Genomic DNA, 23,063 nt, shown 5'->3' with positions numbered 1-23,063 from the left:
GGGGGCTTCCTTTCCGTGGTTATGAAGCGGGCTTCTCCGGCATGAGGGCGTTGTCGATCTCGTTCGCACGGGCGGCGGCTGGGCGGGACTGGATGCGGGCGAGATAATCCATGAAAGCGGGGCGCTTCTCGATCGTGCCGAACATCGTGCCCCAGCCGATCTGGGAGCCTGCATAGAGATCGGCGGCGGTGAATTGATCGCCGCAGATATAAGGGTTTTGCGAGACCGCATATTCGAGCGCGTCGATGACGGCCTCATAGGTGCCGTAGCCGACGCTCGCGCTCTTGTCGGCGGGCGGGAGGAGGCCGAACGCCTTGGCGGTCACGGCGGCCTCCACCGGGCCCGCCGCGAAGAACAGCCAGCGATAATAAGTACCACGGCGCGGATCGCCGGGCGGCGGTGCGAGCTGCTTTTCCGGGAACGCGTCGGCGAGATAGGCGCAGATGGCGGCGGCCTCGGTGACGACAATGCCGTTGTGGACGATGGTCGGCACCTTGCCCATGGGATTGAGGGCGAGGAAGTCTTCGCCCTTCATCGTCGTGCCGTAATCGAGGACGATGGTTTCATAAGGTTCGCCAACCTCCTCCAGCATCCAGCGGACGATGCGGCCCCGGGACATGGGGTTGGTGTAGAAGGTGAGGCTGGTCATGGCTGGGCTCCCTTGATTGTGACTAACCTACATCTTCACGCGCTCCTGCGAAAGCAGGAGCCCAGCGGCGCCGGGCGTTTCATCTGGGCTCCTGCTTTCGCAGGAGCACGGGAAGCGTCATGCTGAACTTGTTCAGCATCCATCGTCGAGCAACGCGATGGCGGACAGATGACCTTGAAACAAGTTCAGGGTGACGGCTGTGATAAGGCGGAAAGAAAAAGGCCCTCCGGTTAGGGAGGGCCTCTTCGTTCAAGCCTTGGTGGCTTCCGTCTTTTTCCCGCCGCCCTTCTTGCGCGGGGCTTTGGGAGGAGCGGAGATGATTTCGAAGCTGGGTGCATTGTCCTTGATGCGGACCTTCACCTCGCCGCCATTCACTAGTTTGCCGAAGAGGAGTTCCTCGGCGAGCGGCTGCTTGATCTTCTCCTGGACGAGGCGGCCCATCGGGCGGGCGCCGTAGAGCTTGTCGTAGCCGCGGATAGTGAGCCACTTCTTCGCTTCATCATCGAGGCTGATGTGGACGTTGCGGTCCGCCAGCTGCAGTTCGAGTTGGAGGATGAACTTGTCCACGACCCGGGCGACGACTTCCGGAGGCAAATAGCCGAACGGCACGACGGCATCGAGGCGGTTGCGGAATTCCGGCGTGAACATCCGCTTGATCGCTTCTTCATCCTCGCCCTCGCGGGTGATGTTGCCGAAGCCGACGCCTTCGCGCGCCATGTCGCTGGCGCCCGCATTAGTCGTCATGATGAGGATGACGTTGCGGAAATCGACCGTCTTGCCGTGGTGATCGGTGAGCTTCCCATTGTCCATCACCTGCAACAGGATGTTGAACAGGTCTGGATGCGCCTTCTCGATTTCGTCCAAGAGCAGCACGCTGTGCGGATGCTGGTCGACGGCGTCGGTCAGGAGCCCGCCCTGATCGTAACCGACATAGCCCGGAGGCGCGCCGATGAGGCGGCTGACCGAGTGGCGTTCCATATATTCCGACATGTCGAAACGCTGGAGCGGGATGCCCATGATGGACGCAAGCTGACGGGCAACCTCGGTCTTGCCGACGCCGGTGGGGCCGGAGAAGAGATAGTTGCCGATCGGCTTGTCCGGATCGCGGAGACCCGCGCGGCTGAGCTTGATCGCCGAGGACAGGACGCCGATCGCGGCATCCTGGCCGAACACAACGCGTTTCAGGTCGCGCTCGAGATGCTCGAGCTGCTTCTTGTCGTCGCTCGACACCGATTTCGGGGGAATGCGGGCCATGGTGGAGATAACGCTCTCGATCTCCTTGGTCGTGATCGTCTTCTTCCGCTTGTTGGGCGGCACGAGCATCTGCATCGCGCCGACCTCGTCGATCACGTCGATCGCCTTGTCCGGAAGCTTGCGGTCGTTGATGTAGCGCGCCGAAAGCTCGACCGCCGCCTTGATCGCATCGGGCGTATATTTGACGCTGTGATGTTCTTCGAAGGCTGAGCGAAGCCCGGTGATGATCTTGATCGTATCCTCGATCGTCGGTTCATTCACGTCGATCTTCTGGAAGCGCCGGAGTAGCGCCCGATCCTTCTCGAAATGATTGCGGAATTCCTTGTAGGTCGTCGAGCCGATGCAACGGATCGTGCCCCCGGAGAGAGCCGGTTTCAGCAGGTTCGAGGCGTCCATCGCGCCGCCGCTGGTTGCGCCCGCGCCGATCACCGTGTGGATTTCGTCGATGAAGAGGACGGCGTGGGGAAGCTTTTCTAGCTCGTTCACAACCGCCTTCAGCCGCTCCTCGAAATCGCCGCGATAGCGGGTGCCCGCGAGGAGCGCGCCCATGTCGAGCGAATAGATGATTGCGGGCTTCAGCACGTCCGGCACATCGCCTTCGACGATCTTGCGGGCGAGGCCTTCGGCAATGGCGGTCTTGCCGACGCCCGGATCGCCCACATAGAGCGGGTTGTTTTTCGAGCGGCGGCAAAGGATCTGCACGGTCCGGTCGACTTCCGGCCCGCGCCCGATCAGCGGATCGACGCGGCCTTCCAGTGCCTTTTCGTTCAAATTGACGGTGAATTGCTTGAGCGCGCTTTCGCTCTTCTTCTTGCCATCCTCGACCTTGGTCTCTTCGGCCGCGCCCTTCACCTCGGGCGTTTCGCCTGGCGTCTGGCCCTTGCCGACGCCGTGGCTGATGAAACTGACGGCGTCGAGGCGGCTCATATCCTGCTGCTGCAGGAAGTAGACGGCATAGCTTTCGCGTTCGCTGAACAGGGCGACGAGCACGTTGGCGCCGGTTACTTCATCGCGGCCCGAGGACTGGACGTGAAGGATCGCGCGCTGGACAACGCGCTGGAAGCCGCTGGTCGGGGAGGGGTCGGTTTCGCCCTCCACCTTCAAGGCTTCGAGTTCGGTATCGAGATAGGTGCGAACGGATTCGCGCAGATCGGTGGTGTTCACCCCGCACGCCTGCATGACCTTCGAGGCATGTTCATCCTCGATCAGGGCAAGCAGGAGGTGCTCGAGCGTCGCATATTCGTGCCTGCGGCCGCTCGCTTCGGCGAGCGCCGTGTGGAGCGTCTGCTCCAGTTCGCGGGCAAATGACGGCATGTCTTACTCCTTACTGCCCGGCTGTGACGCCGGGCGCCTTGCCCTCAATGTCGGGACGCGGGCCCCGATCATCAAGCTACAGTCTCAAATCGCTGGAGGGTCGACCGATGTTCCCCCCGCTTCCCGAGTCATTTCTTGAATAGAGACTCAGCGCTTGCCCGGTGGTTAACCGCGGCAACGATTTTCCCCTTCGTGCGCGCGATTTCGCCTTCGAGTGCCGCAATGCGGGCATGAAGCTCCTCGACCGACAGGGGATCCAGATCCTGCTTCAAAAGCTGGGTCAGCGGATCGCCGGGTTTATTCGGGAAGAGTTCGTCCAAATCCATGGTCGCAGCGTTGACCCCTTGGGAACCCGAGTCAATAAGCCCCGCGCGCTCTTGCGACGAAATGTGGAGATGACATGGCCGCTTTGCCCGAACGCATGATCGCCATCGATCTCAAGGGGGCGGGCGGGCCGGAGGTTCTGGTGCCGGTGGAACGGCCAGTGCCGGTGCCTGCGCAAGGCGAGGTGCTGATCCGCGTCGCCGCCGCCGGGGTTAACCGGCCGGATGTGATGCAGCGCCAAGGGCTCTATCCGCCGCCGTCGGGTGCGCCGTCCATTCCGGGGCTGGAAGTGGCGGGGGAGGTGGTCGCTACAGGCAAGGGCGTCGAAGCCGACTGGCTCGGCAAGCCTGTTTGCGCGCTCGTCTCCGGCGGTGGCTATGCGCAATATTGCGCGGCGCCAGCGGGCCAGTGCCTGCCGGTGCCGGAAGGTCTCACCATGATCGAGGCGGCGGCCATTCCTGAAACGCTCTTCACGGTCTGGACCAACCTTTTTGAACGGGGCGGCGCGAAAGCGGGTGATGCGGTTCTCGTTCATGGCGGAACGAGCGGCATCGGGACGATGGCCATTCTCCTCGGGCGGCTGTTCGGCCTCAAGGTGATTGTCACAGCCGGATCAAACGAGAAATGCAGCCGCGCGCTGGGCCTCGGCGCGGCTAGGGCGATTAACTACCGCTCCGACGATTTTGTCGAGGCGGTGAAGGCCTTCACCGATGGGCGGGGTGTCGCGGTCGTCCTCGACATGGTGGGTGGCGATTATGTCGCGCGCAACATTGCCTGCCTCGCCGTGGAGGGCCGCCACGTGTCGATCGCGGCGCAGCGCGGCGCCAAAGCGGAAATTCCGGTCTGGCAGGTGATGGCGAAGCGGCTGGTTTTGACCGGCTCAACGCTCCGTGCAAGGGGCGGGGCGTTCAAAGCCCGCGTGGCCGCCGATCTTGCCGCCAAGGTCTGGCCCAATGTCGCAGCGGGCGATTTGAAGCCGGTGGTGGATGCGGTGTTTCCGCTTGAGCAGGCGGCGGAGGCCCACAAGCGGATGGAGGAGGGGAGTCACGTGGGGAAGATCGTCCTCACGACGTAAGCACCGATCGGTCATGCTGACGGCTAGAGCTGGGAAGCCCCCCCGATCCTCACCTTCCGCTTGCTTCGACTCGTCCTTCCGCCTACATCCTGCGCCAGCTTCGGCCGCTCCGTGAGGGGCGGCCCTTATTGTTTTTGGGAGGATTACGTGGCCCAGCCGCTCATGCCGCATGCGACCGCTTCCTGGCTGGTCGACAATACCGCTCTGACGTTCGAGCAGATCGCCGCTTTTTGTGGCCTCCACGTTCTGGAAGTGCAGGCGATCGCCGACGATGCCGCCGCGACCAAGCTTACCGGCCGCAGCCCGCTGCGCGCAGGCGAACTGACACAGGAGGAGATCGACAAGGGTCAGGCCGATCCCAATTACCGGCTCGTCATGCAGAAGGAGCCGGATCAGGCCATTCGTACCAAGGGGCCGCGCTACACGCCGGTTTCCAAGCGTCAGGACAAGCCGGACGGCATCGCCTGGATCATCCGCAACCATCCGGAAATTTCGGACGGCCAGATTTCCAAGCTGATCGGCACCACCCGCACGACGATCGCCGCGATCCGCGACCGCACGCACTGGAACATCGCCAACATCCAGCCGAAAGATCCGGTGACGCTCGGCCTCACCTCGCAGCGTGAGCTGGATGCGATCGTCGCCAAGGCCGCGAAGGCCGCTGGCACGGACGGCCAGCCGCAGGACGCGCGCCTCGACGGCGACCGCGAAGCGCTGATCGAAGAACTGCGCCGCGAGCGCGAAGCCGCCGCCCGCGAGGCGGAGGAAGTTCACGCGCAGGAAAAGGCTGGTTTCGACTCCGGCGAAGACGATCTGGGTTTCGTCGATCCGTTCAAGAAGTAACTGCTTAGGTTAGCTCGGTGACACTGTGGGCGCCGCTCCACAGTATCACCGAGTGGCCGTCGAAATCGAGTTGCTGACATTGATGTCAGCAAAGCGCTTGTCAGCGCTGAAACGCGCGCTAGGTTGGCACTATGGCCGACCCCCAAGCCCCCCATCTCGCTCTAAATCCCGAAGCCCTGTGGCGCAGCGCCGCCTATCAGCATCCCGCCCCCTGGGACCGCAGCTATCCGCCCTTGTCGCTCCCCGATCTGTTCGACGAAGCGGCCCGAGCGGTGCCCGATGCGATCGCGATCGATTTTCTGGGCCGGAAATATAGTTACGCGGAGACGGCGGACGGCGTGAACCGCGTTGCGTGCGGCCTTCAGGCTCTGGGCGTGACCAAAGGGGACAGGGTTGGCCTGTTCCTTCCCAATGTGCCTCATTATGTGGCGGCTTATTATGGCGCGCTGAAGATCGGGGCGACGGTCGTCAACTTCTCGCCGCTCTATACGGCGGATGAACTCATCCACCAGATCGCCGATTCCGGCACGCGCCTGCTCTTCACCATCTCCGCCACCGCGCTTTTGCCGAAGGCCATCCAGGTGATGGAAAAGAGCGGGGCGGAGCGCCTGATCGTCGGATCTGTCGCGGGTGCGCTGCCGCCCGCCAAGTCGCTATTTTACCGCCTGTTCCGTAGCGCCGACATTGCGACGAAGCCGCACGATCCCCGCATCATGGCTTTCTCCCAGCTCATCGCCAATGACGGCATCTGCGCCGCCGCGCCGATCGATCCGGAAAAGGATGTCGCCCTCCTCCAATATACCGGCGGGACGACCGGCGTGCCGAAGGGCGCGATGCTGACCCATCAAAATCTGAGCGCCAATGCGCGCCAGGTCGAGGCGTTGGATCCGCAGCCCGGAGCGGAAGACCGGATCATGGCCGCGCTGCCCCTGTTCCACATCTTCGCGCAAACCTGCGTCCTCAACCGCACCATCCATAAAGGCGGAGAGATCGTCATGGTGCCGCGTTTCGACGCCGGGCAGGTGCTGGCGACGATCGAACGGGCGCGGACGACGTCCTTCCCCGGCGTTCCGACCATGTATCAGGCTTTGCTCGACCATCCGCGCATCGGCCGCGCCGACCTCTCCTCGCTCCGCATCTGTATCTCGGGCGGCGCGCCCATGCCTGCCGAGCTTAAGGAGCGGTTCGAAGCGGCCACCGGAGCGAAGCTGGTCGAAGGCTATGGCCTCACTGAAGTGTCCGGCGTCGTTTCCTCCAACCCATATGAAGGGCTGAACAAGCCCGGCACGATCGGCCAGCCGATCGCGGGTACGCGAGTAAAACTGCTCGACCGCGAAGACCCCACCCGCCCAGCGCCCGAAGGCGAGCCCGGCGAGATCGTCGTGCAGGGACCGCAGGTGATGAAAGGCTATTGGAATCGCCCCGATGCCGATGCCGAAGTGTTCGCCGACGGCTGGCTGCGCACGGGCGATGCGGGCGTGATCGACGAAGACGGCTATATCCGGATCGTCGATCGCCTGAAGGACATGATCGCCGTGTCGGGCTTTAAGGTCTTCCCGAGTCAGGTTGAACAGGTGCTCTATTCGAATGACGCGGTGAAGGAGGCGCTGGTGATCGGCATTCCCGATCTTTATGCGGGCGAGCGACCCAAGGCCTTCGTGACCCTCGCCGACGATGCGGACATCGATGCCGAAGCTTTGCGTGACTGGCTTAACGCTCGCCTTGGCAAGCACGAACGGGTCGTCGCGTGCGAAATCCGTGAGACATTGCCCAAGACCCTGATCGGAAAATTGAGCCGCAAGGAGTTGCAGGCAGAAGAGCGGGCAAAAGCGTCCGCCAGTTAAAGCCGGGTGCCTGGCAATTCCTCGTCCGGATAGCGCGGGCCGACGATTGCGGGCCCGCTGGCCAGTTGCGCGAGATATTCGGTGGTCAGCGCGATGTCGGCGGCGCCCATGCTGTCCTCCAGCCGCGTTGGCTGGCCGGTGAGGAAAACGCGCCCGGCGGGCAATAAGGCACGAAGCCAATGCCGAGTTCGCGGACCATCGGCAGATTTCCTTTTCCGCCCTACGTTCACAAAGCGAATATTCGGACTGGATCGCGGAGGCACAGCCGATTCCGCTCGGGCTCTTCAAACTGACGTTGACTGGGTAGGGTGCATGCGGACCTTTGGCGGCGCCGGATGATCCAGAAGCATTTGGCCATTAAATCAGAGATAAGCCGCGAGGGTTTGCTGCCCGAAGAAAAGCCCGCTCCGATCATCCGTATCGGGCTTTTCACTAGTCAAGGTTGGGCGGCAACTGCCCACTTAAGAAGGGGCGTTTTAAAGGACTTTTTTCAGAAAACCGCCCATCCCCTTTTTCTTCTTTTCAGGCTTCTCTTCTTCGGCTTCGTCCGTATCATCATCGCCCATCATATCGCTCATCGACATGCCAAGGACGCCGACGTAGGCGGACTTGGTAAGGAGCTTCGCCGTCCATTCGACGTTCCACGGCGCATTGCCCGATGGTTTCGGTGGATAGCTGAAATTGGCTTCCGGACCATAAGCGGTGAAGTGGAACATGCCGTTTTCCCCAACCGCGCGAACGACTTCGGCTGGGACGGCACATTGGGTCTGCTGCGGGGTCAGCAAGGCCTTTTGGCCGAGCAGGCGGTTGATTTCCGACGCGTCCATGAAATCGCCCGCGCTGCCGATGAAAGTCTTCGCGTTGCTGGACGTCCAGAGGATGACCGTGCCGTCCTTCGCCTCACCAACCAAGAAGCCGAAATAAGCGCGCGCATTGGCGATCGGTTGCCAGGCGAGTTGCACCGCTCCCGACGGCAAACGGCTGTTCCGCGTGACGTTCAAAGCAGGCATGAAATTTTGCGACTGGTTGAGCGAGAAACGGATTTCCGGCGTGTAATTGCCGCGAACAACATGTTCGCCCACAAGTGAGGCGTCGCCAGCAATTCCGCGGCTCGTCTTCTGATTGGGCCATGCGCCATAGGTTGTGCTGCTGGCGGGCGAAGGAAGGGATGCCCGCTTGAAGATCAGGCCACCGAACGAGGCCGGCGCTTCGTTCGTGGCCATTTTGCCGACATCCAGAAGCACGGCTGCCCCGCAGCTGCCTTTTCACCGCAACCCCAATAAACCCGGACCTTGCCGCTCGGCAGCTTGCCCCCCGATTGGCCCTCCGATTTCGGCGGTCCGGAAAGCAGCGGCAAGGTAGCGCCAGCCTTTAGCGCAGCGGGAGGAATGTGGTCGGCCTTGGCTTCCCCGGCCGCCTTGCGCGTCGATCCGAGGTAGAGGTTCAGGCGGCGCGTGGCGGACGACCCCCCGCCCATCATCGCGCTCATCATGCTCGCCGCGCCGCCCGACATCCCGGCATCCGTCGAGGCGGTCATCACATAGGTCGCGACAGGCCCGGCGGCTTTGCCTTGAGCATTTGCCATGGCGGCGAAACCGGCGACAGTTGCCAGTGAAATACCGGCAAGTCATACCTTCTGAGATTTCATGAACTCACTCCCCATCTAGCCGAACACGCGCCCGGATATTCCCCATCCCAATTACTCTAAGCCATGAAGAACCCAGTGAAAAGACGTTATGCGTAGAAGCGAAGAAGGGCTCCCGGGTCGATCCGGGAGCCCTTCTTTTTATGGCTCAAAAATGAAACTCAGCCCGAATAATACATGTCGTATTCCACTGGGCTTGGGGTGGTTTCCCAGCGTAAAACTTCTTCCCATTTGAGTTCGATGTAGGCGTCGATCTGATCTTCGCTGAAGACGTCGCCGCGGGTGAGGAAAGCACGGTCGTTCTGAAGGGAGATGAGCGCCTCGCGCAGTGATCCGCAAACGGTGGGAACGTCGACCAGTTCCTGCGGCGGCAGGTCGTAGAGGTTCTTGTCCATCGGATCGCCCGGATGGATGCGGTTCTGGATGCCGTCGAGGCCCGCCATCATGATCGCCGCATAGCACAGGTATGGGTTGGCGAGCGCGTCCGGGAAGCGGAATTCAACGCGCTTCGACTTTTCGCCGGTGCCGTAAGGAATGCGGCAGGAGGCCGAGCGGTTGCGCGAGGAATAAGCGAGCAGAACCGGCGCTTCGAAGCCCGGGACGAGGCGCTTGTAGCTGTTCGTCGTCGGGTTGGTGAAAGCGTTCAGCGCCTTGGCATGCTTGATGACGCCGCCGATGAAGAAGAGAGCAGTTTCGGAAAGGCCCGCATAGCCATTGCCCGCAAAGAGCGGCTTGCTGCCGTTCCAGATCGAAATATGGGTGTGCATGCCCGAACCGTTATCCTGTGCGATGGGCTTGGGCATGAAAGTCGCGGTCTTGCCGTAGGCGTGGGCGACCTGGTGCACGACATATTTGTAGATCTGCATGCGGTCGGCGGTTTCGACGAGCGTGCCGAAGGTGAGGCCGAGTTCGTGCTGAGCCGCCGCGACTTCGTGATGGTGCTTGTCCATCGGCAGACCCATTTCGATCATCGTCGAAACCATTTCGGCGCGGATGTCGATGGCGCTGTCCACCGGAGCGACCGGGAAATAGCCGCCCTTGGCGCGCGGACGGTGGGCGAGGTTGCCGCCTTCATATTGGCGGCCCGAATTGGTCGGCAGTTCGATATCGTCGATCTTGAAGTAGCTGGTGTTGTAGCCGTCTTCGAACCGCACATCGTCGAACATGAAGAATTCGGCTTCCGGGCCGACATAGACGGTGTCACCGATACCGGTCGTCTTCAAATAGGCTTCGGCGCGCTTGGCGGTCGAGCGGGGATCGCGGGCGTAAAGCTCGCCGGTGCCCGGATCGACGATGTCGCAGACGAGGATCAGCATCGGCGTCGCGCTGAACGGATCGACATAGACGGCGTCGAGGTCCGGACGAAGGATCATGTCGGATTCATTGATCGCCTTCCAGCCGCCGATGGAGGAGCCGTCGAACATGAAGCCGTCGGTCAGCTGGTCTTCATCGATGAGGCCGGCGCACATGGTGAGGTGCTGCCACTTGCCCTTGGGATCGGTGAAGCGAAGGTCGACCCATTCGATCTCCTGATCCTTGATCATGTCCAGGATTTTGCCCGCGTCGTTCGCCATTTGCCTGTCCTCGCTCAAAGTGGAATCGCCGCCGGAATCGGCTGCGCTGGCCGGCTTTTACAAGTCCGGAAAGGGAGCCTCCAGCGGGCGGTGAATATTTCACATGGTTAGTAGACGCGGCGTTGCGCGGCGATCAGCATGCGCAAGAGCATGGCGACGGGGCGGGGGACGCCGACCTTGCCTTCCAGCCACAGGCTGACGGCGGAGCGGCTAACGCCAATTGCATTGGCGAGATCATTTTGCGTCCTGTAGCCAAGGGTACGCATAGCGGACCGAAGCTCGTCGGGGTGCATTTGGGCGAGGCGGGGATCATCCATTGCGCGAATCTCGCAGGGGTTCAGATTGCGTCCGAGCCGCGCTCCCCGGTGCGGATGCGGACTGCCTGTTCGATGGAGGAGACGAAAATCTTGCCATCCCCGATCCGGCCCGTGCGCGCGGCATTTTCGATCGCCTCCACCGCGCGGTCCGCAAGGTTGTCGTCGACGACTACCTCCAGCTTCATCTTTGGCAGGAAATCGACGACATATTCGGCGCCGCGATACAGTTCCGTATGACCTTTCTGACGGCCAAAGCCCTTGGCTTCCGTCACGGTCATGCCTGACACGCCGATATCGTGAAGCGCCTCCTTCACCTCATCCAGTTTGAAAGGCTTGATGACCGCTTCGATCTTCTTCACGCGAATCCCCTCGTTCTGGTGCGGCGCACAAAGATAGCGTGCAGAAGAGGCGGTGCAAGGCGGCGGCGTTGGCACCGCGCCTTCCAATCGCTATATGGCGGCCATGGTTGATGTAATCGAACAGAATGATGCGGTTATCGGGCAGAGCGGCCAGATCAAGCTGCATGGGCCCAAGGGTTTTGAAGGCATGCGCGCTGCCGGGCGGCTGGCTGCCGAGATTCTGGACGAGCTCACCAAATTCGTCGTGCCCGGCATCACGACGCAGGAAATCGACGATCTCGTTTTCAAGATGATGCGCGACGGCGGCGGTTATCCGGCGACGCTTGGTTATCGCGGTTATACAAAAAGCTGCTGCACTTCGATCAACCACGTCGTCTGTCACGGCATTCCGGGTGACCGGATGCTGAAGGACGGGGACATCATCAACATCGATGTGACGCCGATCCTGAACGGCTGGCACGGCGATACGAGCCGTATGTATCTGGTCGGCGACGCGGTGCCGGTGAAGGCGAAGCGGTTGGTCGATGTCACCTATGAAGCGATGATGCGCGGCATTGCGATGGCGAAGCCGGGCAACCGGCTGGGCGATATCAGCCACGCGATCCAGAGCTATGCGGAAAGCTTCCGCTATGGCGTCGTCCATGAATTTTGCGGGCATGGCCTGGGACAGGATTTCCACAGCGCACCGGAGGTGGTCCATGTCGGCAAGCCCGGCACGGGGCCGGAGCTGAAGCCCGGCATGTTCTTCACGATCGAACCGATGGTGAATATCGGCAAGGCGGCTTGCAAGGTGCTGGACGATGGCTGGACGGCCGTGACCCGCGATCGCAGCCTTTCGGCCCAGTTCGAACATTCGGTCGGCATTACCGAGGACGGCTGCGAGATCTTCACGAAGAGCCCCAAGGGTTTGGATAAGCCGCCTTATTATTGAGCATGTATGCCACAGCGTTCCTGTGAAAGCAGGAATCCGGTTCATCAGCCGGTGCCGCTAGGCTCCTGCGTTCGCAGGAGCGCAACGTGCAAGATCCTTAACCCCTCGACACGCGCCTAAACCCCCGGCACAGTGCGCCCTCCAAATAAGGAGGAGGGAGGCCGTGGACTTCATCTCGATCCTGTCGATCTTCGTACTGGCCTGTTTCGTCGGCTATTACGTCGTCTGGTCGGTGACGCCGGCACTGCATACGCCGCTCATGGCCGTCACCAACGCCATTTCCTCCGTCATCATCGTCGGTGCCTTGATCGCCGCGGCCGCTGCGGGCGTGCCGGGCGCCAAATGGCTTGGCCTTGCGGGCGTGGTGCTAGCGAGCATCAACATCTTTGGCGGCTTTGCGGTTACGGAGCGGATGCTGGCCATGTACAAGAAGAAGGAGCGGAAGGGATGAAATACTCTTTCTTCACCCTGAATTTGGTTCAGGGTGCATCGTCGTGCATCGTGACCGCGTCCGCATGGATGCTGAAACAAGTTCAGCATGACGGATTGGGAAGATCCGATCATGCATGACGCCGCCGCTCCGCCCGCTTGGGTATCGCTCGCTTACCTGATTGCGGGCATCTGTTTCATTCTCGCGCTGCGCGGCCTTTCGAGTCCGGAGAGCAGCCGCCGGGGCAATCGCTTCGGCATGGCGGGCATGGGCATTGCGGTGGTGACGACGCTCGTCACGCATGAGGTGGCCAGTCTCGTCGAAATCCTGATCGCAATCGCGATCGGCGGCGCGATCGGTTTCGTGGTGGCGCGGCGGATCGCGATGACGGCCATGCCGCAGCTTGTCGCGGCCTTCCACTCACTGGTCGGTTTGGCGGCGGTTCTGGTTGCCGCCGCGGCATTTCTCAATCCTTCGGCATTCGGGATTACGGGCGCGGACGGCCTGATCCTGCCGGTAAGTCGCGTGGAAATGGGCCTCGGCATTGCCATCGGCGCGATCACCTTTTCGGGGTCGGTCATCGCCTTCCTGAAATTGAACGGGAATATGTCGGGCAAGCCGATCCTGCTGCCCGTGCGGCATGTGATCAATCTCGGCACGTTGGCGGCGATTATCGGCCTCATTGCCTATTTCACCACGGACCAGAGCCCTTGGATCTTCTGGACGGTAACGGCTTTATCCTTCCTGATCGGCTTCCTGCTGATCATCCCGATCGGCGGGGCGGACATGCCGGTCGTCGTGTCGATGCTGAACAGCTATTCCGGCTGGGCGGCGGCGGCGATGGGCTTCACGCTCGGCAACAGTGCGATGATTATCACCGGCGCTTTGGTCGGGAGTTCGGGTGCGATCCTATCCTACATTATGTGCCGGGCCATGAACCGCAGCTTTCTGAGCGTCATTGCGGGCGGCTTTGGCGGCGATGCGGCGGCGGCTTCCGGTGGCCCCACAATCGACCGGCCCTACAAGCGCGGATCGGCGGAGGATGCGGCCTTTCTGATGAGTCAGGCCGAGCAGGTCATCATCGTTCCCGGTTACGGCATGGCCGTGGCCCAGGCGCAGCATGTCCTCCGCGAAATGGGCGATTTGCTGAAGAAGGAAGGCGTGCGGGTGAAATATGCAATCCACCCGGTCGCGGGCCGCATGCCGGGGCATATGAACGTTCTGCTCGCAGAGGCGAACGTTCCCTATGACGAAGTGTTCGAGCTGGAGGATATCAACAGCGAATTCGCGCAGACGGATGTCGCCTTCGTGATCGGCGCCAATGACGTGACCAATCCGGCGGCGAAGACAGACCGCTCCTCCCCAATTTACGGCATGCCGGTTCTGGACGTCGAAAAGGCCAAGACGGTGCTGTTCGTGAAGCGGTCCATGGGCGGCGCGGGTTATGCGGGCGTGGAGAATGAGCTCTTCTTCCGCGACAATACGATGATGCTGCTCGCCGATGCGAAGAAGATGGTTGAGGATATCGTGAAAGCGCTCGGGTGAGGGGGTGTCCCGACTTTAACCGTCTAACTGCTTGATGGCAGGCCATTATATCCCTAAGGCCCGAAGGGCGGTAAGGCTGGCGTCCGTCAGCAACAAGCAATCGCGCCGCTTCTTTTTTAGAACATTTGGCCGCCGCCGGCAGCAATGCCGGGCTTTGGCGCGCGGGGGAATGACGTGCGGAAATTGGGGCTGATCGGCGGGCTGAGCTGGACGTCGACCGCGCTTTATTATGAGGCTATCAACAAGGAAGTGGCCCGGCGCATGGGCGGGCTGCATTCTGCGCCTCTCGCGATCGAAAGCCTGGACCTTGCGCCCATCGTCGCCGCGCAGGATGCGGGCGATTGGAATGGGGCCGGGGACATGCTCACGGCCGCCGCAGGACGGCTGGCAGCTTCCGGCGCGGAAGGCATCGTTCTGTGCAGCAACATGGCCCACAAATATTCCGATGGGATTGAACGGAGCACAGGCCTGCAGCTCATCCATATCGGTCACGTCACGGCGGACCGACTGGCGGAAGATGGTGTGAAGCGGGCGGGTCTGCTCGGCACCCGGCAGACGATGACCGACGACTTTTATCGGGCCTGGATCGAAAGCCGCGATATCGAAGTCGCAACGCCCGAACCCGCAATGATGGACGAGATCGACCGGATCATTTTCGAGGAACTGGTTCTGGGCAAGGTATCGCGCATTTCGCAGCGCACGCTGAAAACCGCGATTACGAACCTGGCCCAGACGCGGAACCAGGCGGTGATCCTGGCCTGCACCGAATTGGTGATGCTGGTTGACCCTCTCGCGAATGTGCTGCCTGTCTATGACACGACAGCGCTCCACGCCCATGCCGCCGTCGACTGGATTATGGGTTAGGCTGGTTTGGCCTTTGCGCGGCGAGGAAGCTCGACCACGGCCGGTGAGGATAGAGCCGACAGGATGTTGGGCCAACGCTTCCGGTCCCGCTCCATCCGGTCCCAGAATCCGTCCGCTGAAATCTCGGTGCCAGCGATCGGAGTGCCGAACAGATAGCCTTGGCCGATGTCGCAGCCCTGAGCCTGCAGGTAGGCGGCTTGTCGCAAATCCTCCACACCTTCGGCGACCACCTTCATGCCAAGATTATGGCCGAGCATTATGACGGCACGCACAATCGATGCGTCCTCGCCTTCCTGGGCGAGGTCGTGGATGAAGGTCTGATCGATTTTCAGGATATCGACGGGGAAACGCTTCAGGTGCGACAAGGAAGCGTAGCCGGTCCCGAAATCATCCAGCGCGATCCGGACGCCCGCCTTGCTCAAGGTTCGCAGGGCCTGCTCAACGCCTTCACCGCCATGACCGAGGAAGACGGTTTCCGTCACCTCGATCTGGAAATGGCTGGGGTCGATGCTGCGGTTGCTGAGTGTATCAAGCAGTCGCGCGGCGAAATCCGCCTGCCGGAATTCGAGCGCCGAGACGTTGACGGCAACATGGCCGAAGGGCAGGCCGCGATCGAGCCAGGATCGGATGTCATCCAACACCTTGCCGATCATGCGGTCGCTGATCGCGGCGGCGAGTTCGGCATCCTCGAAAGCGCTTGCCGCCGATCCGGGGCGCTGGATTTGGCCATCTTCGCCGCGCCAACGTAGAAGGGCCTCGAAGCCGAGCAGGGCGCCGTCGGCAAGAACGATCTTCGGCTGGTAATAAGCGATGACCCGGTCTTCATCCAGGGCCGCCTTGAACTGGCGGATGGCCATCACGCGCCGCTGCATCTCGCTTCGCATCGCGGGAAGATAGTGCATGGCGCGGCCTCTGCCGGCGGCTTTCGCTGCATAGAGAGCGAGATCTGCATTTTTGAGCAGGTCGGAGGGCGCCCTGTCGTCGTCCGGGAAAAGGGTTGCGCCGATGCTTGCCCGGCTGTCCAGAACCTTGCCCCCGAAGGAAACCGGCTCCCGCAGGCGCTGAAGGAATGTTTCGACGGTGGCGGCAAAGCCCTCGCGGCTCTCGACATTGGGGACGATGACCGCAAATTCGTCGCCGCCCAAACGGGCGACCGTCCAGCCCGATCGGCCGCACTCGCGGATGCGCCTGGCGGTCTCGCAGAGAAGCGCGTCGCCAGCATCGTGACCGAGCGTGTCGTTCACCTGCTTGAAATTGTCGAGATCGATGATGAGAAGGCCCGCTTTGCGCTTGCCGCTGCCGCTGGTCGCAAGCTGAAGCCGCTGCTGAAAGAAGGCACGGTTGGGGAGGGTGGTGAGGGGATCGTGGGTGGCAAGCCACTCCATTTTTTCTTCCGCCCGTTTTCTGTCCGTAATGTCGCGGGCTACGGACAGAACGGCCCAAACCTTGCCGTCGCTGGATTTGAGCGGCGCGAGGCGCACTTCTGCACAGCGCCCCTTTCCGCCCATTTCCATGATGTCCACCTCATAAGGCTTGTCGTGCGCAGCGCCGTCCAGACATTGCACGTGAAGATCTCGGACTGCATCCTGGTGGTCGGGGTCGATGAAGGTCAGTACGTTTCGTCCGACAATCTCCGCCGCCGACATGCAGCCGAGCATCGCAACGCCGGCCGGATTGACCTTCACGATCCGCCCGCCGGCCGAAACGACCATCACGCATTCCGGCTGTGCGTCCAGCATCGCGCGCAACTGCTCCTCGCTGTCCCGCAGGGCCGCTTCGGTTTCCTTCTGGTCTGTAATGTCGCTGACAAAGCCTTCCAGCCAGATCGGGAGTCCCTTTTCATCATAGACCGCGTGACCGCGATCCAGCACCCAGACGTCGCGCCCGGTCTGATGGCTGACCCGATAGGTTAGTGAAAAACTGCGTCGCGCTGTTACTGCCGCAGAAACTTCCCGCTGGACTGCAGCGAGGTCTTCGGGATGGACAAGATTTTTCCATGCCGATCGGCCGAACCAGAAATCTTCTGCGGAATAGCCGGTCAGCGCATAGATGCCGTCGCTGACATGTTCGTTGACGAGCAGGCTGCCCTGGGGGTCGGGAAGGGGACAGCGATAGGCGCAGCCCGGCAAACTCTGAAGCAGAGAGGCGAGATGATCGTCATTTTCGAAGGCGCCCGGCGCTGAAAACAGTGCGGACATCGGCTGGGGCTGGGGGGCACCACCATCCTTCAATGTCAACGGGTGTTCCAGTGCCCGTTCCTTTTCAGCACGACCACCCGGCGCGGTGTGGTTTCTGGAACTATATCAAACAGCAAAGCCGTGAATATTTTCTAAAGATCGTCGCGATTGGATGAGATTGCGGGACGCGATCAGGCCTGGTCCGACACGCTTTCCACCTCATCGGTCTTGGCCTCACAGGTCTTGCCCTCATCGCCCGTCGCGGCGATCCGGTCGTAAAGCTCCTGCTGGCGGGCGCGAAGACGTTCGCCGAGCGCGTCGAGGTCGATGCGGCCCTCGCGATGAGCGGCCTTCGCATCCTGGAACATCTCTTCATCTTCTTCATCGATGTGATGTAGGGTTTCTTCGCCAAGGACATGGACCTTGCTCGCGAAGAGCGGCTCATCGCCCGTCAGCTGCTCGATTTCCGCAGCCAGCGTCTTTCCTGCCTGATGCTCTACAATGCCCTCATTCACTTCATCCGCGTCGATGATGCCCTTCAAGGCGGGATAAAGAACTTCCTCCTCGATCGTCATGTGAACGTTGAGCCTCAGGCACAGCTCGCGGGCGATTTCCGCAAGGCGGCTTCCTTCAGCATTCTCGGCCTTGTCGAAGAGGGCGCGGAAGACCTGGTGTTCCTCCTTCAGGAGGGCGATGGCGAGCGGGTCGTCCGCTGCGACTTTGTGCGGCCGCTTATCATTCCGCTCTGTATAATTCGCCATGCATAGTTCCTTTCATCCGTGAAACGGCGAGCAGGGCGGTCCGTTCCGAAATGCAGATTGATCCGAAACGGATGTACTTTGCCGACAGATTTGGAGCGGATTTGCGACTAGGATCACTCTGAACGAAACCTAGCGAGCAACGGCATCCGTGGGCGCGAAGAGCACGGTTCCGCCAGGGTTCCATCACGTCAGTGAAGTTTGGTCGGATACGCCTCCGGCATTTGGGGCCGTTTTGGACATCGGGCCGGCTGTTTTTCGTCCGCTACGGCGCCATTCTGGGGGAAGGAAGGCCGGATAAACGGCTGTTGAGGAAGCGATAGCCATGGCCGGCCAAATGACGCATGATGATCTTGCAATGATCGAATATCGCGATGATCCCATGCTGCTCCTCCTCGCCCGCAGCGAAGCGGTCAATGACCGGAGCGGCCAAATGCTGGGATCCCTCGGATGTCGCCAAACGGCTTTGGCTGGCTTTGCCGCAGCCGCCGACCGGCTGGACGAGGGCGCTGCGCCAGACGTCGTCTTTTTGGAGTTGGATGGCGACGAAGGTGAGGGTCTCGACCATTTGCTCGACCGGATCGATCAGGGAACGCGAACGGCGCGTTTTTCAAGCATCATTGCTTCGCCGCCAAGCCTGATCGACGTCGTGACAGCACGCGCTTTCCACGCGGGCGTCTTTCATCTGATCGATCCAAGCGATGAGCAGCGTCGCGATGCCGTGCGGTCTCTGCTGGGCGGACAATGGGCCTCGCTTCACGACGTTGGCAAGGGTGGGCCACCGATCAAGCTTCAGCAGTTGAGCGAGGAAGTCGGCCGCATTGCAACCATTCTTGCGACCTTGTCCGAACATGAAGACGATAATGGCCTGGACGGCGCGGCCGAGGACAATGTTTCGGCACAGCAAGTCCGCAACATCATTCGCGCCCGGCGCCTGCGCGATCAATATTTCGGGGCGGACCTGTTCGCCGATCCGGCCTGGGATATGCTGCTCGACCTGATGGCCGCGCGGCTTGAGCAGCAGCGAGTTGCCGTTTCCAGCCTTTGCATTGCCGCATCCGTACCCGCGACGACCGCCCTGCGCTGGATCAAGGCGCTGACCGAGCAGGGGCTGTTCGTCCGTTCCGCCGATCCGCAGGACGGCCGCCGCGTCTATATAGAATTGTCGGAAACGGCGGCGGCAGCCTTGGCCGCTTATTTGCGGGCGGCGCAACGCATCTCGTCATTTCTCGCCTGAAAACGACTTGCTTCGTCCGGGCGAAGCTGGCAGTGCGGCGCCTGCCGGGGCGCTTAGCTCAGTTGGTAGAGCATCTCGTTTACACCGAGAGGGTCGGCGGTTCGAGCCCGTCAGCGCCCACCATCCTTTCCGGCAGCGATCAAAGCGGGCGAACCAGCTTGACGGTTACCGCGATCCACGGCGCATTCGAAATCACCATCTGACGTTGGCCGGCGCCGAGCGGCAGGACGTGTAGCTTGCCGTCCTCCTTGCCGATCATCCGCCCGAAGACGAAGCGGCCCGCCGACCGGGGAAACAGGCAGTCGCGGTTCATCGCCTGCCCGAACGCATCAGGCGAAAGGCGGCGAAGCCAGATTTCGTCCCCGCTTCGATAGTCGCCCACGGCGGAGGTCACGCAGACCGCGACCATGCCGGGTTCGGGCCGGGGCGGCAGAACAACGCCTTCGCGGCGAGGCGCGTCGGCGCCGTCCGCGCCAAGCATGGCGGCAATTGGAATATCTTCCTGATCGGGGAGTTTCACCAAGTCCGCGGCCTCGACACCCAATGCCTTGGCAATCCGGTTGAGCCAGCCGACCGAAACGGTGCGTGTGCCCGTTTCAAGCCGCCCGATCGTTTGCGGCGTCGTCGGCGGATCGCAGCGATCCGCAACATCTTGCAACGTCATCTTTTTGGCCCGGCGCACTTCGCGGATTCGGGTAATCATGGCGACCATCCTATAACCATCTAGGTTATTCGCTTTCCTACAATATCCCCGTTGTGGCAACGACATTTCGCAAATTTAAGCAGGAGGACGCGAAATGGTTCAAACGATGGCGAAAAGCGGCAGCCGAATACTCGTCGAGCGGCCTCTTCCAACCCAGGGCGACGTCAAGGCGACGGGGAAAAAACGGGCACGAAGCGTAACGGTCAATCTCGCGGAATCGCCGCTCGGGTGGCTGAAGGCGCGCGGCCTGATTACCGATCGGCAATTCGACGCGGGCGAACAATTGCGTGTGGATTGGGAGCGCGCCCAGCTGGGGCCGCGCGTAACCATGTGCTGGGACGCGGCAGCAGCGCCAAGCCGTACGGCGCGCGGCGCACCCGCGGCCAACGATCCGCTGATCCATCAGTTGAGCGCTCGAGATCGGTTCGACGCCGCAGTCGCCGCGGCTGGACCGGGTCTCTCCGACATCCTTTGGCGGATCGTCTGCGCGGGCGAGGGGATGCGCGATGCCGAACAGGCGCTCGGGTGGCCGGCAAGAGCAGGTAAGCTCGTCCTCACGCTGGCACTTGATCGTCTCGCCGATCATTATCGCCTGCGTTGAAGGGTTTGCCGTGCTTAACTTACTCTTTGTTAAGCACGGCAAACCATAGTGGCGCCATGACATTGGGGGATTGGATCAAGCGCGCCATGGGGCGCGGGGCGGGAGAGGATGAACTGTCCTTCGAGACCGCTTGCGTTCAACTCACAACCCAGATTCCGCGACCCACGGATCGCCGCGCCGATCCCAGGGTGCTACCCTTCCTGCCCATCGCCCGGTTGGAAAGGGCGATGGGCGAGAGCCTTTGCCGTATTCGCAACATTTCGGCGGGCGGCATGATGGCGCAATGCGCTGATCCGCTGGAGGCGGATGAGGCGGTGACGATCGAGGTCCACTCCGACCGCCGCATTCCCGCCCGTGTCGCCTGGATCCGCGAAGGCAATGCAGGTTTTCGCTTTGACGCGGCGGTGGACGTCCGGACCATCTTTTCCAGCGGGCGTCCGCGCATCGGCTATCGCCCGCGTCCGCCGCGCATGGAAATAAGCTGCGCGGCAACAATCCGCATCGCGGGCATTTTCCATCATGTGACGATCGAGGATATCTCGGCGGGCGGCATGAAGGTGGCATTGCCGAAGCGGGTCAGGGACGGCACGCCGGTTATCGTCACCGTCGACCACCTGAAACCCGTGCGCGGGCGCATCCGCTGGTGGAAGGACGGCATCGCGGGCATCGCCTTCGATCGGATGCTGCCGTTCGAAGACCTGATCCTCTGGCTCGGCAAGAGGATCGAGATCGCCAGCGTGATGGGCGCCGCGCGACGGCCGTAAGGCAGGGGCAGTACCTTAAGGGAGGCCCTGCGCCGCCCATTTTTCAGCGTAAGATTCAGTCTTAGCTCATGACGCTCACCGCCCGTCCGGCGAAAGCGGGCCTCTAGCAAGGAGGCGAAACATGACTTTAAATGTGACAGCGGGAAAAACTTGGCGCGCAAGCTGGTGGCGTTGGGGCATGTGGGCCGGAGCAGCGACGCTACTGATCCTGCCCGCCGTCGCGATGCGGTTTACGCGGGAAGTGAACTGGACGGGATCGGACTTCTTATTCGCCGCCATTTTGCTGTTCGGATCGGCAGGCATCATCGATGCCACGGCACGGTCGAGCCAGAACATTACTTATAAAGCGGGCGTCGCTATCGCAGTGGGCACGGCCTTGCTGACAATTTGGGCCAATGGCGCGGTCGGCATGATCGGGAGCCAGGACAATCCCTACAACCTCTGGTTTCTGGGCGTGGTCGCACTAGCACTTATAGGTGCGATTGCTTCACGCTTCCGCGCCAAGGGTATGGTGTGGACCATGACCGTGGCAGCTATGGTGCAAGCGGCACTTGGCTTGGCCGGAATGAGCGCCGATCCGCGCGGCGGCATCTTTTCGACGGGGTTCGCTTTCCTGTGGCTCCTGTCCGCTGCGTTATTAAGGGCGTCTGGGAGCGAAGCTGAAAAAGCGCGCTAGAAAAGGCGCTTCCGCCATGCAGCCATCATCGCGGTAACAAGGCATGAGGAGAAGAGGGCAGCTTCCAGGGCGGCGGAAGCTGCACGGGCGATGGGGCCAAAGCCGGTCTCCCCGAAAAAGGATCCCATCCCTTCCAGGCGCAGGCGCGAGCCGGGAAAGCTTTCGGTCAGGAGGGCAAGGCTGCCCCCAAGAAGCTGTCCGCCAAGGAGGGAGATGAGGAGGCCGGCGGCTGCGCCCATAGCCGCCGCGATGGCGGCCGAGCGGCGGAGCGACAGGTCTTTCCGGATAGTCATTCCAAAAGCGAGGCCGATGACGGCGCCTAGGATACCGCCTTCGCGAGCGCCTGTGATGCCGACTGGCGCCTGGCCCAGCAGAAGGCTGAACGCATCCAGACCAACGAGATTCACGAGAGCGCCGACGAAAAGGCCGCCCGCCGCGCCGCCTATGGCATCGCCGAACCAGGTTCGTTGCTGCCGGGCGGATGCAACGGCGATGCCGAAGCCGACGCCCGCTCCGCCTGCCAAACCGACCAGCCCGGTTACGGCGGTGAGGACGAGGAGGATCGACAAGGCACCCATTGCTGGCTGCAGCGATTGCGCGGCAATGAGACCATAAAGAACGCCCCCGACCACGCCCGCGCAGCCGCCGCCGATCGTTCCAGCAAGACCGAGCGGGAGAATGCTTTTGCTTGGGCTCAGCGGGGCTTCCGTCTGTACGGAAGACCCTTCATCAGCGGGGCCGACGGAGGCGATGAAGCGGTAGCCGTGCTTCGGCACGGTCTCGATGAAGCGCGGGCGGGCGGCATCGTCGCCCAATTGCCGCCGGAGCGTCCGGACGCATTGTGTGAGGGCTTCGTCCGTTACGGGCACACCCCGCCATACGTCCGCCAGGAAGCGTTCCTTGGAGACGAGCTTGCCCTGTTCGCCGACCAGCAAAACCAGAGCGTCGAAGTAGCGGCCGTTGAGGTCGACCGGCTGGCCGTCGTGGAGCAGGCGGCGGTTGTCCGGATCCAGCTGGAAGCGATCGAAATGAAAACCGCCGGATGTCATGATGCTCCGGAAAACCCTTCAGCCCTGTTTCGATTGGCCTATCAGGCTTGCGCCCGCTGATCCATGTTTCTCAGCCTCTAAGACGAGGGGGCCGCGCATCCGTCGCACGTTGCCCCACCTCTCAAACATC

The 23,063-nt window shown here is 61.9% G+C and carries 23 protein-coding genes and 1 tRNA gene; 12 read left to right on the top strand and 12 right to left on the bottom strand.

Going from position 1 to position 23,063, the window contains the following annotated elements; genetic code table 11:
- Positions 1-19: 19 nt before the first annotated feature.
- The 3 genes from C7I56_RS07460 to C7I56_RS07450 all read right to left on the bottom strand — a co-directional run bounded on the left by C7I56_RS07460 (position 20) and on the right by C7I56_RS07450 (position 3,543).
- Entirely contained in the window at positions 20-649 is a 630-nt protein-coding gene (locus tag C7I56_RS07460; RefSeq protein ID WP_106639947.1) for a glutathione S-transferase family protein, read from the bottom strand.
- 249 nt (positions 650-898) lie between these two features.
- Entirely contained in the window at positions 899-3,217 is a 2,319-nt protein-coding gene (clpA, locus tag C7I56_RS07455; protein ID WP_106639945.1) for an ATP-dependent Clp protease ATP-binding subunit ClpA, read from the bottom strand.
- Positions 3,218-3,345: 128 nt separating this feature from the next.
- A complete protein-coding gene (locus tag C7I56_RS07450; protein WP_106639943.1) occupies positions 3,346-3,543 on the bottom strand; it encodes a DUF1192 domain-containing protein in 198 nt (65 codons plus the stop codon).
- Between the two features lie 74 nt (positions 3,544-3,617).
- Between C7I56_RS07450 and C7I56_RS07445 the strand changes: the two genes are divergently transcribed.
- From C7I56_RS07445 to C7I56_RS07435, 3 genes are all read left to right on the top strand, one after another.
- Complete coding sequence (locus C7I56_RS07445; protein ID WP_199792357.1) at positions 3,618-4,616, top strand: NAD(P)H-quinone oxidoreductase; 999 nt, start codon at positions 3,618-3,620, stop codon at positions 4,614-4,616.
- A 147-nt stretch (positions 4,617-4,763) separates the two neighbouring features.
- The gene (locus C7I56_RS07440) at positions 4,764-5,459 is read left to right on the top strand and encodes a DUF1013 domain-containing protein (RefSeq protein WP_106639941.1); all 696 of its coding nucleotides are present in this window, start codon (positions 4,764-4,766) and stop codon (positions 5,457-5,459) included.
- Positions 5,460-5,590: 131 nt separating this feature from the next.
- Entirely contained in the window at positions 5,591-7,303 is a 1,713-nt protein-coding gene (locus tag C7I56_RS07435; protein ID WP_106639939.1) for a long-chain-fatty-acid--CoA ligase, read from the top strand.
- A 476-nt stretch (positions 7,304-7,779) separates the two neighbouring features.
- On the opposite strand, the gene C7I56_RS07430 is transcribed toward C7I56_RS07435, so the two are convergent.
- From C7I56_RS07430 to C7I56_RS07410, 5 genes are all read right to left on the bottom strand, one after another.
- The gene (locus C7I56_RS07430; protein ID WP_106639937.1) at positions 7,780-8,526 is read right to left on the bottom strand and encodes a hypothetical protein; all 747 of its coding nucleotides are present in this window, start codon (positions 8,524-8,526) and stop codon (positions 7,780-7,782) included.
- Positions 8,487-8,888, bottom strand: a complete 402-nt coding sequence (locus C7I56_RS07425; protein ID WP_106639935.1) for a hypothetical protein — start codon at positions 8,886-8,888, stop codon at positions 8,487-8,489. Before C7I56_RS07425 ends, C7I56_RS07430 begins: the two co-directional genes overlap by 40 nt.
- Positions 8,889-9,109: 221 nt before the next feature.
- Positions 9,110-10,522 carry a type I glutamate--ammonia ligase gene (gene glnA / locus C7I56_RS07420; RefSeq protein WP_106639933.1) on the bottom strand — a complete coding sequence of 471 codons (1,413 nt, stop codon included), beginning with the start codon at positions 10,520-10,522 and terminating at the stop codon, positions 9,110-9,112.
- Between the two features lie 107 nt (positions 10,523-10,629).
- Positions 10,630-10,839, bottom strand: coding sequence for a transcriptional regulator (locus tag C7I56_RS07415; RefSeq protein WP_106639932.1), 210 nt, complete (start codon positions 10,837-10,839; stop codon positions 10,630-10,632).
- 20 nt (positions 10,840-10,859) lie between these two features.
- Positions 10,860-11,198 carry a P-II family nitrogen regulator gene (locus tag C7I56_RS07410; protein WP_106640201.1) on the bottom strand — a complete coding sequence of 113 codons (339 nt, stop codon included), beginning with the start codon at positions 11,196-11,198 and terminating at the stop codon, positions 10,860-10,862.
- A gap of 103 nt (positions 11,199-11,301) precedes the next feature.
- Between C7I56_RS07410 and map the strand changes: the two genes are divergently transcribed.
- The 4 genes from map to C7I56_RS07390 all read left to right on the top strand — a co-directional run bounded on the left by map (position 11,302) and on the right by C7I56_RS07390 (position 14,968).
- Positions 11,302-12,129, top strand: a complete 828-nt coding sequence (gene map / locus C7I56_RS07405) for a type I methionyl aminopeptidase (protein WP_425352379.1) — start codon at positions 11,302-11,304, stop codon at positions 12,127-12,129.
- A 163-nt stretch (positions 12,130-12,292) separates the two neighbouring features.
- Positions 12,293-12,580 carry an NAD(P) transhydrogenase subunit alpha part 2 gene (locus tag C7I56_RS07400; protein WP_106639930.1) on the top strand — a complete coding sequence of 96 codons (288 nt, stop codon included), beginning with the start codon at positions 12,293-12,295 and terminating at the stop codon, positions 12,578-12,580.
- Positions 12,581-12,691: 111 nt separating this feature from the next.
- A complete protein-coding gene (locus C7I56_RS07395; protein ID WP_106640199.1) occupies positions 12,692-14,104 on the top strand; it encodes an NAD(P)(+) transhydrogenase (Re/Si-specific) subunit beta in 1,413 nt (470 codons plus the stop codon).
- 174 nt (positions 14,105-14,278) lie between these two features.
- Positions 14,279-14,968 (top strand): aspartate/glutamate racemase family protein, encoded by a 690-nt coding sequence (locus tag C7I56_RS07390; protein WP_158703045.1) that lies wholly within the window; start codon positions 14,279-14,281, stop codon positions 14,966-14,968.
- Here C7I56_RS07390 and C7I56_RS07385 read toward each other — a convergent pair.
- Both C7I56_RS07385 and C7I56_RS07380 read right to left on the bottom strand, forming a co-directional pair.
- Positions 14,965-17,166 carry a putative bifunctional diguanylate cyclase/phosphodiesterase gene (locus tag C7I56_RS07385; protein ID WP_106639926.1) on the bottom strand — a complete coding sequence of 734 codons (2,202 nt, stop codon included), beginning with the start codon at positions 17,164-17,166 and terminating at the stop codon, positions 14,965-14,967. The two genes, C7I56_RS07390 and C7I56_RS07385, sit on opposite strands and share 4 nt — an antisense overlap.
- A gap of 170 nt (positions 17,167-17,336) precedes the next feature.
- A complete protein-coding gene (locus C7I56_RS07380; protein WP_106639924.1) occupies positions 17,337-17,906 on the bottom strand; it encodes a hemerythrin domain-containing protein in 570 nt (189 codons plus the stop codon).
- A gap of 322 nt (positions 17,907-18,228) precedes the next feature.
- On the opposite strand from C7I56_RS07380, the gene C7I56_RS07375 reads away from it, so the two are divergent.
- The gene (locus tag C7I56_RS07375) at positions 18,229-19,140 is read left to right on the top strand and encodes a winged helix DNA-binding protein (protein WP_106639923.1); all 912 of its coding nucleotides are present in this window, start codon (positions 18,229-18,231) and stop codon (positions 19,138-19,140) included.
- Positions 19,141-19,187: 47 nt separating this feature from the next.
- Positions 19,188-19,263: transfer RNA gene (locus C7I56_RS07370), tRNA-Val, on the top strand.
- Between the two features lie 16 nt (positions 19,264-19,279).
- Here C7I56_RS07370 and C7I56_RS07365 read toward each other — a convergent pair.
- Positions 19,280-19,843, bottom strand: a complete 564-nt coding sequence (locus C7I56_RS07365) for a helix-turn-helix domain-containing protein (protein ID WP_106640198.1) — start codon at positions 19,841-19,843, stop codon at positions 19,280-19,282.
- Positions 19,844-19,937: 94 nt separating this feature from the next.
- Here C7I56_RS07365 and C7I56_RS07360 point away from each other — a divergent pair, with 94 nt between their 5' ends.
- The 3 genes from C7I56_RS07360 (at position 19,938) to C7I56_RS07350 (ending at position 21,884) form a co-directional block, all read left to right on the top strand.
- A complete protein-coding gene (locus C7I56_RS07360; RefSeq protein ID WP_245409627.1) occupies positions 19,938-20,444 on the top strand; it encodes a DUF6456 domain-containing protein in 507 nt (168 codons plus the stop codon).
- 56 nt (positions 20,445-20,500) lie between these two features.
- A complete protein-coding gene (locus C7I56_RS07355; RefSeq protein ID WP_106639921.1) occupies positions 20,501-21,208 on the top strand; it encodes a PilZ domain-containing protein in 708 nt (235 codons plus the stop codon).
- Positions 21,209-21,329: 121 nt separating this feature from the next.
- Complete coding sequence (locus tag C7I56_RS07350; protein ID WP_158703044.1) at positions 21,330-21,884, top strand: hypothetical protein; 555 nt, start codon at positions 21,330-21,332, stop codon at positions 21,882-21,884.
- Here C7I56_RS07350 and C7I56_RS07345 read toward each other — a convergent pair.
- The gene (locus C7I56_RS07345; RefSeq protein WP_106639918.1) at positions 21,881-22,933 is read right to left on the bottom strand and encodes a winged helix-turn-helix domain-containing protein; all 1,053 of its coding nucleotides are present in this window, start codon (positions 22,931-22,933) and stop codon (positions 21,881-21,883) included. The two genes, C7I56_RS07350 and C7I56_RS07345, sit on opposite strands and share 4 nt — an antisense overlap.
- Positions 22,934-23,063 lie beyond the last annotated feature (130 nt).

Source organism: Allosphingosinicella vermicomposti, assembly GCF_003012815.1.
GTDB classification, from domain to species: domain Bacteria; phylum Pseudomonadota; class Alphaproteobacteria; order Sphingomonadales; family Sphingomonadaceae; genus Allosphingosinicella; species Allosphingosinicella vermicomposti.
The sequence above is the reverse complement of the archived record's forward strand: the minus strand, read 5'-3'. Positions and strand labels throughout refer to the sequence as shown.

What these genes read in the sequence shown, in the direction of transcription:
- C7I56_RS07460 (WP_106639947.1), bottom strand. Translation starts at nt 649, where the DNA reads ATGACCAGCCTCACCTTCTACACCAACCCCATGTCCCGGGGCCGCATC.
- clpA (WP_106639945.1), bottom strand. Translation starts at nt 3,217, where the DNA reads ATGCCGTCATTTGCCCGCGAACTGGAGCAGACGCTCCACACGGCGCTC.
- C7I56_RS07450 (WP_106639943.1), bottom strand. Translation starts at nt 3,543, where the DNA reads ATGGATTTGGACGAACTCTTCCCGAATAAACCCGGCGATCCGCTGACC.
- C7I56_RS07445 (WP_199792357.1), top strand. Translation starts at nt 3,618, where the DNA reads ATGGCCGCTTTGCCCGAACGCATGATCGCCATCGATCTCAAGGGGGCG.
- C7I56_RS07435 (WP_106639939.1), top strand. Translation starts at nt 5,591, where the DNA reads ATGGCCGACCCCCAAGCCCCCCATCTCGCTCTAAATCCCGAAGCCCTG.
- C7I56_RS07430 (WP_106639937.1), bottom strand. Translation starts at nt 8,526, where the DNA reads ATGGCCACGAACGAAGCGCCGGCCTCGTTCGGTGGCCTGATCTTCAAG.
- C7I56_RS07425 (WP_106639935.1), bottom strand. Translation starts at nt 8,888, where the DNA reads ATGGCAAATGCTCAAGGCAAAGCCGCCGGGCCTGTCGCGACCTATGTG.
- glnA (WP_106639933.1), bottom strand. Translation starts at nt 10,522, where the DNA reads ATGGCGAACGACGCGGGCAAAATCCTGGACATGATCAAGGATCAGGAG.
- C7I56_RS07415 (WP_106639932.1), bottom strand. Translation starts at nt 10,839, where the DNA reads ATGGATGATCCCCGCCTCGCCCAAATGCACCCCGACGAGCTTCGGTCC.
- map (WP_425352379.1), top strand. Translation starts at nt 11,302, where the DNA reads ATGGTTGATGTAATCGAACAGAATGATGCGGTTATCGGGCAGAGCGGC.
- C7I56_RS07395 (WP_106640199.1), top strand. Translation starts at nt 12,692, where the DNA reads ATGCATGACGCCGCCGCTCCGCCCGCTTGGGTATCGCTCGCTTACCTG.
- C7I56_RS07385 (WP_106639926.1), bottom strand. Translation starts at nt 17,166, where the DNA reads ATGTCCGCACTGTTTTCAGCGCCGGGCGCCTTCGAAAATGACGATCAT.
- C7I56_RS07380 (WP_106639924.1), bottom strand. Translation starts at nt 17,906, where the DNA reads ATGGCGAATTATACAGAGCGGAATGATAAGCGGCCGCACAAAGTCGCA.
- C7I56_RS07375 (WP_106639923.1), top strand. Translation starts at nt 18,229, where the DNA reads ATGGCCGGCCAAATGACGCATGATGATCTTGCAATGATCGAATATCGC.
- C7I56_RS07365 (WP_106640198.1), bottom strand. Translation starts at nt 19,843, where the DNA reads ATGATTACCCGAATCCGCGAAGTGCGCCGGGCCAAAAAGATGACGTTG.
- C7I56_RS07360 (WP_245409627.1), top strand. Translation starts at nt 19,938, where the DNA reads ATGGTTCAAACGATGGCGAAAAGCGGCAGCCGAATACTCGTCGAGCGG.
- C7I56_RS07355 (WP_106639921.1), top strand. Translation starts at nt 20,501, where the DNA reads ATGACATTGGGGGATTGGATCAAGCGCGCCATGGGGCGCGGGGCGGGA.
- C7I56_RS07350 (WP_158703044.1), top strand. Translation starts at nt 21,330, where the DNA reads ATGACTTTAAATGTGACAGCGGGAAAAACTTGGCGCGCAAGCTGGTGG.
- C7I56_RS07345 (WP_106639918.1), bottom strand. Translation starts at nt 22,933, where the DNA reads ATGACATCCGGCGGTTTTCATTTCGATCGCTTCCAGCTGGATCCGGAC.